Origin of the sequence: Phyllobacterium bourgognense (genome assembly GCF_003337575.1) — a bacterium.
Classification (GTDB): Bacteria; Pseudomonadota; Alphaproteobacteria; order Rhizobiales; family Rhizobiaceae; genus Phyllobacterium; species Phyllobacterium bourgognense.
Window position 1 is genome coordinate 613,424 of sequence record NZ_QPJM01000001.1, and the last position, 15,754, is coordinate 629,177.

General features: G+C 61.0%; 17 protein-coding genes and 1 pseudogene. 9 read left to right on the forward strand and 9 right to left on the reverse strand.

What is annotated here, in order from left to right; genetic code table 11:
• Nucleotides 1–238: 238 nt before the first annotated feature.
• Together C7476_RS02925 and C7476_RS02930 are read right to left on the reverse strand one after the other, a co-directional pair.
• On the reverse strand, nt 239–496 hold the full coding sequence (locus C7476_RS02925) for a hypothetical protein (RefSeq protein ID WP_114428371.1): 258 nt from the start codon (nt 494–496) through the stop codon (nt 239–241).
• Between the two features lie 85 nt (nt 497–581).
• Entirely contained in the window at nt 582–1,334 is a 753-nt protein-coding gene (locus C7476_RS02930; protein ID WP_114428372.1) for a DUF899 domain-containing protein, read from the reverse strand.
• 359 nt (nt 1,335–1,693) lie between these two features.
• Here C7476_RS02930 and C7476_RS02935 point away from each other — a divergent pair, with 359 nt between their 5' ends.
• The 4 genes from C7476_RS02935 to C7476_RS02950 all read left to right on the forward strand — a co-directional run bounded on the left by C7476_RS02935 (nt 1,694) and on the right by C7476_RS02950 (nt 5,369).
• Nucleotides 1,694–2,914, forward strand: a complete 1,221-nt coding sequence (locus C7476_RS02935) for a helix-turn-helix domain-containing protein (RefSeq protein ID WP_114428373.1) — start codon at nt 1,694–1,696, stop codon at nt 2,912–2,914.
• Between the two features lie 36 nt (nt 2,915–2,950).
• Nucleotides 2,951–3,583 carry a Vgb family protein gene (locus C7476_RS02940; RefSeq protein ID WP_114428374.1) on the forward strand — a complete coding sequence of 211 codons (633 nt, stop codon included), beginning with the start codon at nt 2,951–2,953 and terminating at the stop codon, nt 3,581–3,583.
• A gap of 191 nt (nt 3,584–3,774) precedes the next feature.
• The gene (locus C7476_RS02945; protein WP_147274604.1) at nt 3,775–4,143 is read left to right on the forward strand and encodes a hypothetical protein; all 369 of its coding nucleotides are present in this window, start codon (nt 3,775–3,777) and stop codon (nt 4,141–4,143) included.
• A 5-nt stretch (nt 4,144–4,148) separates the two neighbouring features.
• On the forward strand, nt 4,149–5,369 hold the full coding sequence (locus C7476_RS02950) for an adenylate/guanylate cyclase domain-containing protein (RefSeq protein ID WP_114428376.1): 1,221 nt from the start codon (nt 4,149–4,151) through the stop codon (nt 5,367–5,369).
• Between the two features lie 210 nt (nt 5,370–5,579).
• Here C7476_RS02950 and C7476_RS29325 read toward each other — a convergent pair.
• Nucleotides 5,580–5,735: pseudogene (locus tag C7476_RS29325) on the reverse strand (thioredoxin reductase); the annotation flags it as partial.
• A 271-nt stretch (nt 5,736–6,006) separates the two neighbouring features.
• Here C7476_RS29325 and C7476_RS02960 point away from each other — a divergent pair.
• Nucleotides 6,007–7,245, forward strand: a complete 1,239-nt coding sequence (locus C7476_RS02960; RefSeq protein WP_114428378.1) for an adenylate/guanylate cyclase domain-containing protein — start codon at nt 6,007–6,009, stop codon at nt 7,243–7,245.
• Between the two features lie 136 nt (nt 7,246–7,381).
• On the opposite strand, the gene C7476_RS02965 is transcribed toward C7476_RS02960, so the two are convergent.
• Both C7476_RS02965 and C7476_RS29065 read right to left on the reverse strand, forming a co-directional pair.
• Nucleotides 7,382–8,233, reverse strand: a complete 852-nt coding sequence (locus C7476_RS02965; protein ID WP_114428379.1) for a sugar phosphate isomerase/epimerase family protein — start codon at nt 8,231–8,233, stop codon at nt 7,382–7,384.
• Nucleotides 8,234–8,453: 220 nt separating this feature from the next.
• On the reverse strand, nt 8,454–8,579 hold the full coding sequence (locus tag C7476_RS29065; protein ID WP_281032667.1) for a hypothetical protein: 126 nt from the start codon (nt 8,577–8,579) through the stop codon (nt 8,454–8,456).
• On the opposite strand from C7476_RS29065, the gene C7476_RS02970 reads away from it, so the two are divergent.
• The 4 genes from C7476_RS02970 to C7476_RS02985 are packed head-to-tail and all read left to right on the forward strand — an operon-like array spanning nt 8,578 to nt 12,377.
• The gene (locus tag C7476_RS02970; protein WP_114428380.1) at nt 8,578–9,465 is read left to right on the forward strand and encodes a sugar phosphate isomerase/epimerase family protein; all 888 of its coding nucleotides are present in this window, start codon (nt 8,578–8,580) and stop codon (nt 9,463–9,465) included. The two genes, C7476_RS29065 and C7476_RS02970, sit on opposite strands and share 2 nt — an antisense overlap.
• Before the next feature lie 50 nt (nt 9,466–9,515).
• Entirely contained in the window at nt 9,516–10,685 is a 1,170-nt protein-coding gene (locus tag C7476_RS02975) for a mandelate racemase/muconate lactonizing enzyme family protein (RefSeq protein ID WP_114428381.1), read from the forward strand.
• A 2-nt stretch (nt 10,686–10,687) separates the two neighbouring features.
• Complete coding sequence (locus tag C7476_RS02980; RefSeq protein ID WP_114428382.1) at nt 10,688–11,380, forward strand: FadR/GntR family transcriptional regulator; 693 nt, start codon at nt 10,688–10,690, stop codon at nt 11,378–11,380.
• A gap of 22 nt (nt 11,381–11,402) precedes the next feature.
• Nucleotides 11,403–12,377 (forward strand): NAD(P)-dependent oxidoreductase, encoded by a 975-nt coding sequence (locus C7476_RS02985; RefSeq protein WP_114428383.1) that lies wholly within the window; start codon nt 11,403–11,405, stop codon nt 12,375–12,377.
• A gap of 34 nt (nt 12,378–12,411) precedes the next feature.
• Here the strand turns inward: C7476_RS02985 and C7476_RS02990 are convergent, their stop codons facing one another.
• The 4 genes from C7476_RS02990 to C7476_RS03005 are packed head-to-tail and all read right to left on the reverse strand — an operon-like array spanning nt 12,412 to nt 15,753.
• Nucleotides 12,412–13,488: an ABC transporter ATP-binding protein gene (locus C7476_RS02990; RefSeq protein WP_114428384.1), complete on the reverse strand. Its 1,077-nt coding sequence runs from the start codon at nt 13,486–13,488 to the stop codon at nt 12,412–12,414.
• Entirely contained in the window at nt 13,488–14,597 is a 1,110-nt protein-coding gene (locus C7476_RS02995) for an ABC transporter ATP-binding protein (protein ID WP_114428385.1), read from the reverse strand. The genes C7476_RS02990 and C7476_RS02995 overlap by 1 nt, the downstream gene beginning before the upstream one ends.
• Nucleotides 14,594–14,797: a hypothetical protein gene (locus C7476_RS03000; protein ID WP_114428386.1), complete on the reverse strand. Its 204-nt coding sequence runs from the start codon at nt 14,795–14,797 to the stop codon at nt 14,594–14,596. Before C7476_RS03000 ends, C7476_RS02995 begins: the two co-directional genes overlap by 4 nt.
• Complete coding sequence (locus tag C7476_RS03005; RefSeq protein ID WP_114428387.1) at nt 14,794–15,753, reverse strand: carbohydrate ABC transporter permease; 960 nt, start codon at nt 15,751–15,753, stop codon at nt 14,794–14,796. Before C7476_RS03005 ends, C7476_RS03000 begins: the two co-directional genes overlap by 4 nt.
• Nucleotide 15,754: the final 1 nt, after the last annotated feature.

Consider the following 15,754-nt stretch of genomic DNA (forward strand, 5'->3'; position numbering starts at 1 on the left):
GCGAGCCGGTGGCTAAGTCATACTTTGGTTTGACATTGATGGTGAACCAAGTCCGAAGGGGTGGGGTCACCGATGTAGGAATGATGCGAAAGCGCCAGGGTCGTTTTGCCTTCAATCCTGTCCCGACACTGAAAGAGCAATTCGAGGCAATCGTCGCCTGAATCCGTCCAGAAGCACGCGAACCGCGTCGGTTCAAAAAATTGCAACACAACCGTCCAAATTGGGCGGCGCGCTGGACCTATCGGACCTGCCGGCCGGAGAGCACTCTTAGCCAGGGTGCCAGGTGGAAGGCGCTCATCAGGAGATACATCGCCGCCATGCCAGTGAGTGGCGAGGAGCCCATGCACAGCATGGCCGCATCGCCAGCCTGAAGACAGGAGAGCAGTCCCATCGCGGCGAAGGTGGGTGCGGCAGCGAGGCATAGCCAGTCGGCGATGCTGAGGGTGGCGGTGTTTTCGGAGGGCATGCTGCCCGGTCGAGAATGGATATCGCTCATGGTCTTAATCCCTTGATGATTACGCCAGCCAGGACTGGTTCCTCGCCCCTGGTGAGTGGGGAGAGGAACCCAAGCTGGATAGCCGTTACTGCTCACCCTTATCCCTGAACGCCGCCTCGCCGGCGGCCGACACTTGTTCCCATGTCTTGTCGGCCCCGGCGTCGTAATTGTCGTGCCAGTTCCACCAGGAGTAGAGCGGGGTCTGCGGATAGCCTTCGGGCGAATCCTCCCAGATTTCCTGGCGGCCAAGCGGCGTCGCGTCGAGATAGCTCCAGACGGTGCCCATCGCCTCGTCGCCCCGGCTGTTGATGAAATAGGTGCGGAAGATGCGGTCGCCATTACGGATGAACACGTTGTGGCCGTGCCATTCGTCGACGCCGAAGTCTTTGTCGAAACTGTCCGTGATGGTGTACCACGGCATCTCCCAGCCCATCCGCTGCTTCAGCCGCGTAATGTCAGCCTGCGGGGCGCGCGAGGCGTAGGCAAGCGTGGTATTGCGGGCGTTGAGATGGGCGAGGTGACCGACCTGATCGGCGCCGAGCGAACAGCCGCGGCAGGCATGCTCGGGCCAGCCATACACGCCGGGCTCGAAGAAGGCGCGGTAGACGATCAGCTGGCGGCGGCCTTCGAACAGATCGAGCAGGCTCGCCTTGCCATTCGGCCCCTCGAACACATAGGCCTTGTCGACTTCCATCCACGGCATGCGCCGACGCTCGGCGGCCAGCGCATCCTTGGCGCGCAGCGTTGCCTTCTCCTTCACCAACATCTGTTCGCGGGCGGCTTCCCAGTTCTGCCTTGAAACGATCGGCGGGGTCTTCATTGCGGTGTGCTCGATCATTGGTCGTCTCCTTTGCTAGTCTGTTGTTGCTTACTATGAGCTAGAATAGGGCGGTGAAACGCAGGGGTGGGAGTTACAAGTGTGACGGGATTTGAAGGACCCGGCCCGCCGCAGCAGGGATGGCGCATCCGCTCAGCGTGCTCGGCGGCGTCGTTCGTCGCGTGGAGAGGCAAATTGTCGGAGTCAGGCATGTCAGTTATCCCTTATGAGATCCTTAATATTGACACCTGAGATGCTCAGGGGTTGCCAATGCGGATATTGGCGTCAACGATGACCACAGCGGCTTGCTGGTTGACGGCCATGACTTACGTTATGGCGCGCAGTGCTGGGGGGGGAGTAACAAGTGTGACGGGATTTGAATGGACTCGCTGATCACCGCGGCGGCACTGGCACTGGCCGCGGGCGATCCGCTCGGCGCGCTCGATCGCGTCGCCTTACGCGAAGACCCGCCGGCGCTGGCGCTGCGCGGCATTGCGATGGCGCAGCTCGGCGACCTCGATCGTGCCAAGACGCTGCTGCGGCGGGCCGCGCGTGGCTTCGGCCCGAAGGAGGCGGTAGCGCGTGCCAGATGCGTGGTCGCCGAAGCGGAGATAGCGCTAGTCTCGCGTGACCTTGGCTGGCCCGCCAAGATTTTGGACGCGGCGCGGGCGACGCTGGAAAAGCATGGCGACCGGCTGAACGCCGCGCATGCCGGCCACCTCAAGGTGCGGCGCCTGCTGCTGATCGGCCGTCTGGACGAGGCCGAAGATGTGCTGGCCGGGCTCGATCCGATGCCGCTTCCGCCGGCTTCGAGAGCCGCGCACGAACTCGCCGTCGCCGGCATCGCTATGCGGCGCCTCAGGACGAAGCCGGCGCGCAGGGCGTTGGAGTGGGCAAGCCACGCCGCCCGCCGCGCCGGCATTCCGGGTCTTATCGCGGAGGTCGACAGCGCATTCCTGGCGCTGGATACGCCGGCGGCGCGGCTGATCACGGGTGGTGAGCAGCGACCCTTGCTGCTCGAGGAGGTCGAGGCGCTGCAGGCGTCGCCGGCGCTGGTGGTCGATAGCTTCCGCTATGTCATGCGCAAGCAGCAAGCAATCGTCTCGCTGGCAACGCGCCCGGTGCTGTTCGCGTTGGCACGCATGCTGGCCGAAGCGTGGCCGGGCGATGTGTCGAGGGCGAGGCTGATCGCCGAAGCCTTCGGCGGCAGGCACGCCGATGAATCGCACCGGGCGCGGCTCAGGGTCGAGATCGGCCGGCTGCGCGCCGAGCTGCGGGGGTTGGCCGATATTGGCGCGACCAGCCAAGGATTCGCGCTGGCGCCGCGCGAGGCACGCGACGTGGTGGTGCTGGCGCGGCCGATCGAGGAGCGGCATGCGGCGGTGCTGGCCTTTCTCGCCGACGGTGAATCCTGGGCAAGTTCGGCGCTGGCGCTGGCGCTTGGCACCGGCCAGCGCAGCGTACAACGGGCTCTGGTGCAGCTTAGCGAGGCCGGCAAGGTGCAGTTTTTCGGGCACGGACGGGCGCGCCGCTGGATGACGCCGCCTGTGGTGGGATTCACGACCACCTTGTTACTCCCGGCACCGCTGCCGAACGGTTAGTAAAGGACATCAGACCATCTCAGTGAGGATAGAGACATGAAACAGTCAACAGCCGAAATCCTGCGCGAATACGGACCCTTTCCGGATGTGGAGAGGGTGCATGGGGTGAGCTTTGATGGCAACAACGTCTGGTTTGCTTCGGGTGAGAAGCTGAACGCGTTCGATCCGGCAAACGGGCAGGCGCAGCGCTCTATCGATGTCGCGGCGCATGCCGGCACCGCCTATGACGGCCAGCATTTCTTCCAGCTTGCCAACGACCGGATCCAGAAGATCGACCCCGACACCGGGCGGGTTCTGGCGACCATCCCGGCACCCGGCGGCGGTGGTGATTCCGGACTCACCTGGGCCGAAGGGACGCTCTGGGTGGGACAATACCGCGAGCGCAAGATCCACCAGATCAACCCGGAGACCGGGGCAATCTTGCGCACGATCGAATCCAACCGTTTCGTCACCGGGGTAACATGGGTCGACGGCGAGCTATGGCACGCCACTTGGGAAGGCGAGCAGAGCGATCTGCGCCGCGTCGATCCGCAATCGGGCAAGGTTCTCGAGAAGCTGGACATGCCGGCCGGCATGGGCGTGTCGGGGCTGGAATCCGATGGCGGCGACCGCCTCTATTGCGGCAGCACATCGGCCGGGGTGGTGCGGGCGGTGCGTCGGCCGCGGTGAGGCCGCGGCTGACGGCTCGATCACTTTGTCGAACCTGGATCGGCTGCGCACCGGGCCGACCGTCCGGACCCGCTTTGCAAAAGACCTCATACTCGGCAATACGACGAGATTTGGTAGGTGTGGAGGGATGCTAATGAGATTTGCGCGCAATGGGGCCATGGAACTGGGCCAATTTCTTGGAGCCACTCGGCGTGGCGACGCTTCGAATTCACAGCTATACTGCTCGCGGTTACAGCGAAATCTACACAGATCAGTCGCGGGTCGGCGAGTTCAATCCTATCTACGACGTCTACAGGGCGGTGGACCTGCTTGCGGCCGATCTACGCCTTGATGCAGACGGCATCGCCATAATGGGCTTTTCGCGGGTGGATTGCTTGCCCTACGCCAGCCTCAGCCGCTTCCATGCCCTTTACGGTCCCAAGCGCGGAGGTATCGCCGCGCTGCCGCGACTATGTCGAAAGTCTCACAGCGGCTGGCCACGATGTCCTTCCTTCCTTTGGCGTACTGTAATTACCTGGCAGAATGATTATGGTGCCATCTTTCGGTATCGATCAGGCTGAGGGCAATGCACAATCTATCGCGAACCGCTCTGTCAGCCTTGACGGGGTGCGGAGAGGGTCAGCTTCTACAATTTGAGGCGGCTGGCATAATTGGGAGAAAAACGGATTATCTCCTTGAAGACGCGGACAGGATTCGCGTTGCACTTGCCTTGCATGAAGCGGGCATACCCCTAGACACCTTAGCCAAAGCAATTCGAAACAAGGTATTCGCGCTTGACTTTGCTGCGCAGACTATGTTCGACCCGGTCTATCTCTCGACGACATCGATGGAGAGGGAGCTCGAGGGTTTGGATGTCACTCCTACGACACTGAATAATCTGAGGGCTGCCGCGGGCCTTCCTCGTTTGTCAGCAGAGCAGGCTCTGCGCGAGGACGATGTCGAGCTGCTCAAACTCATTGCTGAATGCCGCCGACTAGGCATTTCCGACTTGGCAATGACGAGAGTATTGCGGGCTTTTGGACAATCTACACACCGCGTTGTGGAAACAATGCGCGATTTGTTCCGCAGTGAAGTCGAGGAGAGAATGCTGAATGCTGGAATTTCACACTTTGAGATGCTTTCTGCTGCAGCTGCCAAACGACTCGAGCTGCAACGGATCGGGTTTAGGGTATTATTCATGCTCCAGCGTCGCCTGCTGGAAGAGTCGGTCTTCGACAATATTGTCTCACGTATTCAAGAAGCTCTTTGCGAGAGCGGTTTGGAAACACGGCCCGATGTCGATTTACCAACCGTTGCTTTCGCTGACCTTTGTGGTTTCACTAAACTGACGCACGAACTTGGGGACCTGAAGGCAGCCGAACAGGCAGCTCACTTTGAAGCCTTTGCACAGCAAATTGTCTCTCCTGTTGGTGGTAGATTGGTTAAGGTCCTCGGAGACGGCGTGATGATACTTTTCCCGGAACCAACATCAGGGCTGAGCGCCTGTCTTAGATTGGTGGAATCGGCCGAAAAAGCCGGCCTCCTGCCGGTGCGCGTCGGCTTGGCCACAGGCCAGGTTGTGCCGCGAGACGGTGACATTTTTGGGCAAACGGTGAATTTGGCCGCGCGGATTTCCAGCATTGCAAATCCCGCGCAAGTAGTCGTTTCCGAAAGTGCTATGGCTGCCGTCGCTACCGGCAATCCGGGAATGTTTAATTTCACGGCCATGGAACCTACCCTTCTAAAGGGTTTGCCAGGTTGCTTTTGCTTGTTTTCGGCCGACAATCCCATTCCTTGTCGCCACTGAGTACCAAACAGCCTGATGTTTTGGTATGTGCTCCGAAAATCGCATAACCTCTGGAACCGCGATGTAAGAATGCCGTAATTCAGGCCTTCGGTGGTTCGTATCTTTTCGTCGTGGCCAGCAACAGCACTGCTTGCACGCGCCCTTCCAAAATTTGCACTGCCACGATCTCGTCAGTAACCGCTCGTGCAAGCTTTCCGACGCAGCTCCAGGACAGCACAGCCTTCCGACGCTCAGTGGGATCGCAAGCTCGGCACCAAACTTCGTCGCCTGATTGAAGGCACGACGCGCAAGAGCCTGTCCAGAGATACCAGTTGGGAAGTCGAGATAATTTTCGATCCGGGCGGATGCGCCCGCATGGCCGCCGAAAGGCTCAGACACCCGCCTCGGTATTTATCTCGTAGTGGCAATCGTCGTCTTCCTGATCGCATAGGCGAAACAGCACTTCTTTCGAAGTAAATGTCAAAAAGTATCAGTGCTGTGGCCACCACCGGCGGCACGATCACGCGGTTTTGCATTTTCTGCGCATTGTCGCCGTCAAGACCTTATAATTCATCCTTGGATAAGCCACATGTAGTCCGAACTTTTGATGGGGCTAAACACACAAGTTTTTTCAGACTCAGATCAATGGAGCGTGGTCATGCAGCCTTTAGTAAATTTGGCATCGGCGGATGACAGCGGCGCCTGGCCGACGAAAAGAAGAAAAGTTCTCGACTGGCTGATGATGGAAACCCAGAACGAACGTTTCATTGACAACATCTTTGTAGAGTTGTGCGAAAGGTTACTAGATGCCGGCGTCCCCATTGGCCGGGCAACGCTCCACTTTGCTATCCAGCATCCTCAATGGTTCGGTGCCCGAATCTTGTGGCATAAGGGGATCACGGAGGCGAAAATCGACACATTTGAACACGGTGTTGAAGAGACTGCAGAATATCTTGAAAGTCCGGTATATGAGATCAGAAGGGGGGCAAGCGAGTTGCGGCAACGTATCGATGACGGTACCCAGGCCGCATCGCGCTATCCACTCTGGCGGCAGCTGGGTAGCGAGGGCCTTACAGATTATGTTGCGTGGCCGCTGATCCATACTCAGGGCAAGCGGCACGTGGTCAGCTTCGTCAGTGACAAGCCGCAAGGATTCAGCCAGGAACACTTGGTCTTGTTTGCTGACGTTTTGCCTGCGCTGGCTCTCGTCAGTGAGATCAGACTCAAGAACCGCCTGGCGCGCACGTTGTTGGAAACCTACGTTGGACCACACGCGAGCGAACAGATACTCGCCGGCGCTACCAGCCGTGGCAGCGGATCGACCGTGGAAGCAGCGATTTTGATCTGCGATCTACGCAATTTCACTGCCATATCGGACGCCTGGCCACGCGACGACGTGATCGAGCTTCTAAATGGCTATTTCGACGCGATGTCCGAGCCCATTGAGAAGCATGGCGGGGAAATTCTCAAATTCATGGGCGACGGACTTCTGGCGATTTTTCCGCTCAGCAAGTCCACAGCATGCGCCGATCTTCTCAAGGCGATCAGCGAAGCACAAACAGCGGTCACCGCATTGAATAAAGAGAATTCTGCAGGGGGGCGCGAACCGCTGGCATACGGCATCGGTGTCCACGTAGGAGATGTAATGTACGGCAATATCGGCTCGCGATCGCGGCTTGACTTCACTGTCATTGGGCCAGCTGTCAACATTGCGTCACGCCTCGAGAGTCTTACCAAGCAGATAGGACATTCCGTTCTGCTCTCGGAGGCTTTCGTGAAGTTGGCCGGGGTTGAAACCCAAGTGAAGAGCTTGGGGTCCTATATGCTCAAAGGCCTTGAAAGACCAATCGGTGTGTTTGGAATTCCCACTGACCAAACAGAAAATATGGAAGCTTAGGAGGTAAGGAAGTCGCTTCAACAGCAGCTTGCCGGTTGTGGCGCGGCGTTCCAATAAGGTTTCTATGCCACTGGGTGACGCGGTCGCGAAGCCGATTCTCGGATCGAAATTCGGACATCGATGGGCAGCGTTGCGTTTACGCCGCCGCGTCCCATCCATTGCGAATATGGCGATGGCCCTCGCGGTAGACCACTTCCGGCGTCTCGGCAAAGTCGCGCCAGACCTTCGTCGCGGCCGCAAGGTCCTTGAGCGCGCGGCCGAAGGCCTCGATCGTCAGCCAACCGTCGTAACCACTCGCGCGCAGTGCCCGGAACGTCTCCGCCCAGGGAATGTTGCCGCGCCCCGGTACGCCGCGATCGTTCTCCGAAATGTGGACGTGGACGATGCGGCCGCTGTTTCGCATGAAGGCGCCGATGGGATCGGCCTCCTCGATATTGCTGTGGAAGGTGTCGTACATGGCGCGGATGTTCGGGTGCCCGACCGCGTCGACATGGGCCGCAAGGGCGTCCATCGTGTTAAACAGGTAACATTCAAAGCGGTTCAGCGCCTCAAGGCCGATCGTGACGCCGCGCTTTGCCGCGTGATCGCCGATCGTGCGTTGCGAGGAGACCGAGCGCTTGAGTTCCGCCGCTCTCGGCCCGTTTCCGGAAAATTGGCCGAGGGTTGAATGCAGGGGCCCGCTCAGCATTGGGGCGCCGAGCGCATCGCTGCAGTCGATTGCCCATTTCATGTATTCGATGCCGCGTCTCCGGGCGCTGGCGTCGGGGGCGATCAGGTTCATTGAGGGGTCGCCCATGGCGGAAACGGCGGTCCGTTCCAGGCCGATCCGGTCCAGCAGGTCTCCCAGCCGGCGGTAGTCGTCGGGCATGCCCGAAAAGACCGGGATCTCGACGCCATCGAACCCCGTATCCTTGATGTCGCGCAACAGCCCTTCATGCTTCCGACCGACGCTCGTCGTCCAGAGGAACATACACATGCCGATCTTCACGTGTCCTCCTTTCTGGCGCTGTGTGCGCCACGCGTTGTTTCAGTGTCGCCTAGCAACTCGCTTCATCTGGTAATACCAAATATGGAAATCCGGTCAAGCCAATTCGCTGGTTCGGATCGTCCGCAAATTCGCGCAAGAGCAAGAGAATGAACATTAAACGTCGGCAGAACAAGAGGAATCGCCGTTTTCAACTCCATCTTGCATAGGTTAAAAAATTACGCTAGATCTTCCAGATAACAAGAATTGGCCAAACCAGATTGCTGGAGGCGATCTGGCTGACGAGAAGGTGACCGGTACCGCCGCCATTGGCGGTCGAGCGCGTTGGAAATCCCTGGGAGGACTTCATGCATCTTTCAACACACAACTGGATGCGGGCGGAACCGCTCGCCGTCACGCTGAGGCGGATCAAGAAATATGGTTACGAAAGCATCGAGATATCCGGCGAGCCGGCACAATACGACGTCAAGGAGACGCGCGCACTGCTGAATGAATACGGCGTCCGCTGCTGGGGCGCCGTCACGCTGACACTCGGCGAACGCAACCTTGCCGCCAGGGACGAAGGCCAGCGTGCCAGGTCAGTGGACTATGTCAAGAGCGTCATCACGATGGTCAGCGAACTCGAGGGCGAGATCGTCACCCTTGTACCGGCAACTGTGGGCAAGGTGGTGCCGGACGGGACCGAGGAGGAAGAGTGGACGTGGGTGGTGGAGGCCACCAAGGAATGTTTTGCCCATGCCCGGAACAAGGGCGTGCGCATTGCCGTCGAGCCGCTCAACCGTTTCGAGACCTATTTCTTCAATCGCGCCGCCCAGGCGTTGGCGCTCGCCGATGCCGTCAGCCCCGAATGCGGGGTCTGTCTCGATGCTTTTCACCTGAATATCGAGGAGGAAGACATGTATGGGGCGATCCGGCTTGCCGGAAAGCGCCTGTTCGACTTCCACGTCGCCGACAACAACCGTTTCGCCGCCGGCCTCGGCCAGCTCGACTGGCCAAAGATCATCGGCACGCTGAAAGAGATCGGATACGACGGCGCAGTAACGAACGAGTTCGTCGCTCCGGTCGATCGCACGCCAGCGGCCAAGTACCCCGACATGGTGGAGCGCAACCCCGTCGATATCCCGCCGGAGCAACTGAAGTTCATCCAGGACCACGGCTCAAGCCTGCTCACCGAGAAGTTCTACGACGATCAGATGCGGATCACCGCCGAGACGATCCTGCCGCTGATCAGGTAACGAACAATGCCCGGCGGCCCGCGGGTCGTGAGGGGCGAGGGATCCGACACATGCGTATCAAGACCGTAGAGGCCTGGTGGGTGAATATCCCCATAGCGGCGAGCCGCCAACATCGCAGCGATTTTGGCATGCTGACGACCTTCGATGCTGCGATCCTGCGTATTGAAACGAATGACGGCATCGTCGGCTGGGGCGAGGGGAAGAATGCCGCCGGCAGTGCAGGTACCTATGGCACGCTGGTCCACATGCTGAACCACGAGGTCGCGCCGAAGCTCATCGGCCGTGACCCTGCCGACATTTCCAGCATATGGGAGATGCTTTACAATGGCGTGCGTCATGAGATGGCGGCGATTTCGGGTCACTCCATGCCCGAGATCGCGCGGCGTGGCCTGTCCGTCGCAGCCATCAGCGCGGTCGACATAGCGCTGTGGGACATTCTCGGCAAGTCGCTCGGTGTCCCCGTGTGGAAGCTGCTGGGTGGCCGCAAGGCGGACAGGTTGCCCGCCTATGCCTCGGGTGGTTGGGAAAGCGCGGACCGGATCGGCGGACAACTCCAATCCTATATCGCCGCCGGCGGTTTCAAATCGGTCAAGATGCGCGTCGGCGCGATGGATCGTGCGCCGCATGTCTCGGCGTCGCGGGTTCGGGCCGCCCGCGAGGCGATTGGCCCCGATGTCGACCTTATGGTCGATGCGCACGGCACCTATACGGTTGCCGAAGCGAAGCGCTTCATCCAGATGGTGACGGATTGCGACCTCGCCTGGTTCGAGGAACCGGTAATCGCCGACGACAAGCCGGGCATGGCGGAGGTGCGCGCGGCGGGGAACGTGCCGATCGCTGCGGGCGAGAGCGAGGCGACACGGTTTGCATTCCGCGATCTTGCCATCCTGCGGGCCGCCGATATATTTCAGCCCGATCCGGCCTTCTGCGGTGGCATTACGGAGGCGATGCGCATCAGCTCGCTCGCCAGCGCTTTCAACCTCCGTTTCGCACCGCATCTTTGGGCCGGTGCGCCCTGTTTCTTCTCCGGCCTGCACTTGTGCGCGGCTTCCCCGGCAAGCTTCGTCATCGAATACTCGCTCGGCGCCAATCCGATGATCCATGATCTTGTCGAGGACACTGTGTCGGTAAAGGATGGTATGATAGAGATTCCTGATAAACCCGGCTTGGGATTCACGATCAATCAGAAGGTCCTGGAGGCTCACGCGCAAAGACTGTGACGATGAAAGAAAATTCCCTCCTCTCCGATCTCGCGGCATATCTTTTCTCAAATTCGAGCGGCAACGGCCGCACGCCGTCGGAGCGGGAGCTTGCGGAGCATTTCGGCGTCAGCCGCGGCCAGATCCGCGAGGCGCTGGCGATCCTGGAGGCGATGCGTATCGTCGAGCGCCGGGCCAAGTCGGGTATCTACCTGACGACTACGGAGGCGAGCGTAGAGGCCATGGCACTTTTTGCCCGCGCCGGCGTGCCGCTTGATCCGATCCTGATCTACGAGACCGTGGAACTCCGCAAGATCCACGAGATCAAGGCTGCGGAACTCGCCTGCTTGCGAGCAACAGAAGAGAACTACCAGCGCCTGCGCGACATCCTCGCCGCGTCCGAGGCAAAGCTTGCCGCAGGCGCGGGGCTGGCGCGCGAGGACCGGGATTTCCATCTGGAGATTGTCCGAGCCACCAAGAATAGCGTCTTCTATCGTGTGTGCAGCGTCTACTACATGATGGGGGAGCAGCGCCTGCCGATCTATTTTGGCGATGCCGCCCGCAGCCGGCTCTCGCATGAAGAACATATCCGCATCTACGAGGCGCTGCTTGTCCGCGACGGCAATCTCGCCCAGGCGCTGATGAACGCGCATCTTCAGGGTGCTGAAAGCTATTGGAAGGGTCTCATCGGCGGGCCTGCCGTGGCCGCCGGATAGGCGTAACCGGCGAGGAGGGCCGATGAGCTTCATCTTGTCTACACATCCCCTGCATCCCGCTGCCGAGGCCATGCTTAGGGCTGCGGGCGATCTGCGCGTCGCCTCTGCGCCCGATCCAGAAACGTTGCTGCGAGAAGGATTGGGCGCGGGCATCGTCGTCGTGCGCGCGCCGATCCCGCCGGCCTTCTTCGAGGATGCACCGGCGCTTCGCGCTGCAATCCGCCATGGCGCCGGGCTCGACATGGTGCCGATGGATGCGGCGAACCGGGCCGGCGTGCTTGTCGCCAACGTGCCGGCCGTCAATGCGTCGACGGTCGCCGAGTACGTCTTCCTCGTGACGCTGGCCCTGCTTCGGCGCTTCCGCCTGGTGGACCGGGAACTGCGGCAGAAGGGCTGGGTGGCGGGGCGCGGCCAGGCGGATGGGGCGGCGGACCTGGGCGGCCGCATCATGGGCATCGTCGGTATGGGCAATGTCGGCAAGGCGATTTTCCGGATCGCGAAGTTCGGTTTCGGCCTGGAGGTGGTCGCCACGAGCCGGTCGCCGGAAGGTGTGCCGGACGGCGCGCGCTTCGTGCCGGTCGACGACCTCGTCGCGATGGCCGATATCGTCGTGCTCTGCTGCCCGCTGACGTCGGAGACGACCGGCCTGCTCAATGCCGGGCGCATCGGCCGCATGAAGCCCGGTGCCATTCTGGTCAACGTCTCGCGCGGCCCGGTGATCGACGACGCGGCGCTGATCAGGGCGCTGCGCGAGGGCCGCATCGGCGGAGCCGCGCTTGACGTCTTCGCGACCCAGCCCCTTCCGCTCGACCATCCCTATTTCGGCTTCGACAATGTCATCGTCACTCCGCATCTCGCCGGTCTTACGGACGAGAGCATGCTGCGCATGGGAACGGGCGCGGCAAGCGAAGTCCTGCGCGTCTTGAAGGGCGAACTGCCCGTCAATCTGCGCAATCCCGAAGTGGTCGAGCACTATCGCCGGCGGTTTCCGGCATAGCCGCGGGCTTCTCGCGACATCTCGGACGATGCTGTCAGCCCGCGTGCCGCAGGCTGACGCCGCTCCCGCTGTCGAACAGCACGACCTTCTCCGGATTCCACGAAAAGCGAACCGTATCCTCGATCCGCAGCACCGTCTGCGCCGGCACGGTCGCCTGGACGAAATTCTCGCCAGTGCGCAGGGTCACGATCTTTTCGACGCCATGATTCTCCACGTCGTGCACCCGTGCTTCCCCCGGCGCACCGCTGTCGAGGAATAGGTCCTCGGGGCGGATGCCGAAGGTGACCGGGCGACCATCCGTGACGACGCCGTGAGCGTTGCCGAGCGGCAGCCGGTAGCCCTCGCTAGCCACCGCCTCGCCGCCGGCAAGCGTTCCGGCGATCAGGTTCATCGGCGGCGACCCGACCGCGCGCGCGACGAAAGTGTTGACCGGGTGTCGATAGATCTCCTGCGGCGTCCCCGTCTGCACGAGTTGGCCGTTGTTCAACACGCCGATCTTGTCGCCCATCGACATGGCCTCGATCTGGTCATGTGTGACAAACAGGAACGTCGCGCCGAGGTTCATCTGCAGGTTTTTCAGCTCGGTCCGCAACGCCTCGCGCAGTTTCGCGTCGAGCGCCGAAAGCGGTTCGTCCATGAGAAAGACGCGCGGCTTGCGCACGATGGCCCGACCGATCGAAACGCGCTGCATCTCGCCGCCCGACAGCCGGTCCGTCTTGCGCTCGAGCAGGTGCTCGATGCGCAGGGTTTTCGCAACCCGGTCGACGCGTTCCTTGATCTCTGCGGGTTCGACGCGGCGGATGCGGGATTTCAATGGAAATTCCAGGTTCTCCCGCACAGTGTAGCGCGGATAGAGCGAATATTGCTGGAGCACCAGAGCTACGTCGCGCTCGGCGGCACCCCAGTCGGCGACGTCCTGCCCGTCGATGAAGATCTGGCCTGCCGTCGGTTTTTCGAGACCAGCGATCAGGCGCAACGTCGTCGTCTTGCCGGCGCCGGTCTGGCCGAGCAGCACGAAGAACTCGCCGTCAGCGATGTCGAGGTTCAGGTTCTTCAACGCTGTATGGTTGCCGAAGGTCTTGGTAATGCCCTTGAGTTCGATATGTGCCATCAGAGTCTGATCCCGAACGACGAGCCAGTCGCCGTGTTGAAGAAATGCGCCTGGGCGGGGTCGATGCGCGCCCATACAGCTTTGCCCGGACCGGGCACGAATCCGCTCTTGGTGCGGGCTCTGATCAGCTGGTCGCCGACCTTCAGGTCGACAATATCGTGCGAGCCGAGCGGCTCTATGATATGCGCCTCGACCGGCATGAAGCCCTCGCGGGCCTCGCGCGAGATGAGAACGCCCTCAGGCCGGACGCCGAGCGTCAGCTTGCCGTTTTCGGCCCTCGCGTCCGAGAGGCGATTGGCAAGGGCGGCCGGAAACTCGAAGCCCGTTGCCCGACCACCGACCTGCACGCTGGCATGGCCGCCCGTTTCGCTGACGGTCGCCTGCGCCATGTTCATCACCGGGCTGCCGACGAACTGGGCGACGAACATGTTGGCGGGCTGCGAGTAGACCTCTTCCGGCGTGCCGACCTGCTGGAGAATGCCCTCGTGCATGATGACGATGCGGTCTGCAAGCGACATGGCCTCCACCTGGTCGTGGGTCACGTAGATCGTGGTGGAGCCCTGCTTGATATGCAAACGCTTGATTTCCGCCCGCATCTCTTCGCGCAACTTGGCGTCCAGCGCACCTATTGGCTCGTCCATCAGCATGGCCTTTGGCCGTCGCACGAGCGCGCGGCCGATCGCAACACGCTGCATATCGCCGCCTGATAGCGCCGAAGGCTTGTGGCCCAGCAGACCGGTGATGCGCAGCACGCCAGCGATCTCGCGCACCGACGTATCGACATCGTTCCGGCTTATCCGGGTGGCTCGGAGCGGAAAGGCGATATTCTCGTAGACCGTCATGTGCGGATAGAGCGAGAAAGACTGGAACACCATGGCTATGTCCCGGTCGGATGCCTTGATATGCTGCACGGGCTGGCCGTCGATCAGGATGTCGCCTTCATCGATGGTCTCGAGGCCTGCGACGGCGCGCAATGTTGTTGTCTTGCCGCAGCCGGATTGGCCAAGCAGCACGATGAATTCGTTGTCGTCGATGGCGAGGTTAAGGTCCTTGATGACCTGGACGGCACCGAAATATTTCTGGATGCCGCGAAGTTCGATCTGCGTCATGAATGGCTGCCTTCGTCTGGTTGATCGTCCCGCGGGATTTTGGTCGTCACCATGAAGGCGATCAGGCCGACGAGCGTCATCGTCATGCCGTAGCGGTGGAGAAACAGGTTCCAGGGCTGGCACAGCGCGATGATGCCGAAGATCATCAGGTACTGCGAACCGGGTTCGAGATATTTCTGATTGAGGGCGCGGAAGGTCATTTGCGGATCGCTCCGAAGCTCATGCCACGCAGGAGGTGATTCCTGAGCAGGAAGGTGAAGATGGCCACGGGGAGCAGGAACAGGAACGTGCCGGCGGCAATCACCGTCCAGTCCGGCAGGCCGGAGCCGACCTGGCTCGGGATGAAGGGCGGTGCGGTCTGCGCGCGCCGATTGGTCATGATCAGCGCGAATGCATATTCGTTCCACGCCGTGATGAAGCAAAAGACGGCGGTGGCGGCGATGCCGGTGGCGGCTTCGGGGATGACGATCTTGAAGAAGGCCTGCATGCGAGTGTAGCCATCGACGAGTGCCGCCTCCTCATATTCCTTGGGGATTTCGTCGATGAAGCCTTTCATGAGCCAGACCGAGAAGGACAGGTTGAAGGCGGTATAGAGGATAATGAGGCCCCAATGTGTGTCGTTGAGGCCGACGGCACGGTACATGAGGAACATCGGGATCGCCACGACTACGGGCGGCAACATGCGCGTCGACAGGATGAAGAAGAGAAGGTCCGCCTCCCCCTTCACCTTGAAGCGCGAGAAACCGTAAGCCGTGAAGGTTCCCATGCCCACGGCCAGCACCGTGGACGTGATGGCGACGATCAGCGAGTTCATGAAACGGTTCGGATAGCCGGACAGCTGCACCTCGCCGCGGCCGGAGCGGACAATCTTCTCGCCGCCGTCGAACACCATGCGCTCCCACCAGGGGGCGGCGGCATATTCTTCCGGCGTCGGCGCTTCGCGCAGTTGGGAGCGCTTGGTGAAGAGCTTCACGAAGGGCGAGATTTCCGGCTCGAAGAGCACGGTTGGCGGAATGGTGGTGGCGAGATTGCGCGGTTTGAAGGCCGTCGAGGTGATCCAGTAGATCGGTGCCAAGAAGATCAGCGTGATGACCAGCACGGCAGCAATCGCTACCCGGTTCAGCGCGCGTTCGGAGCGGGTTTGGACGGCAGCCATC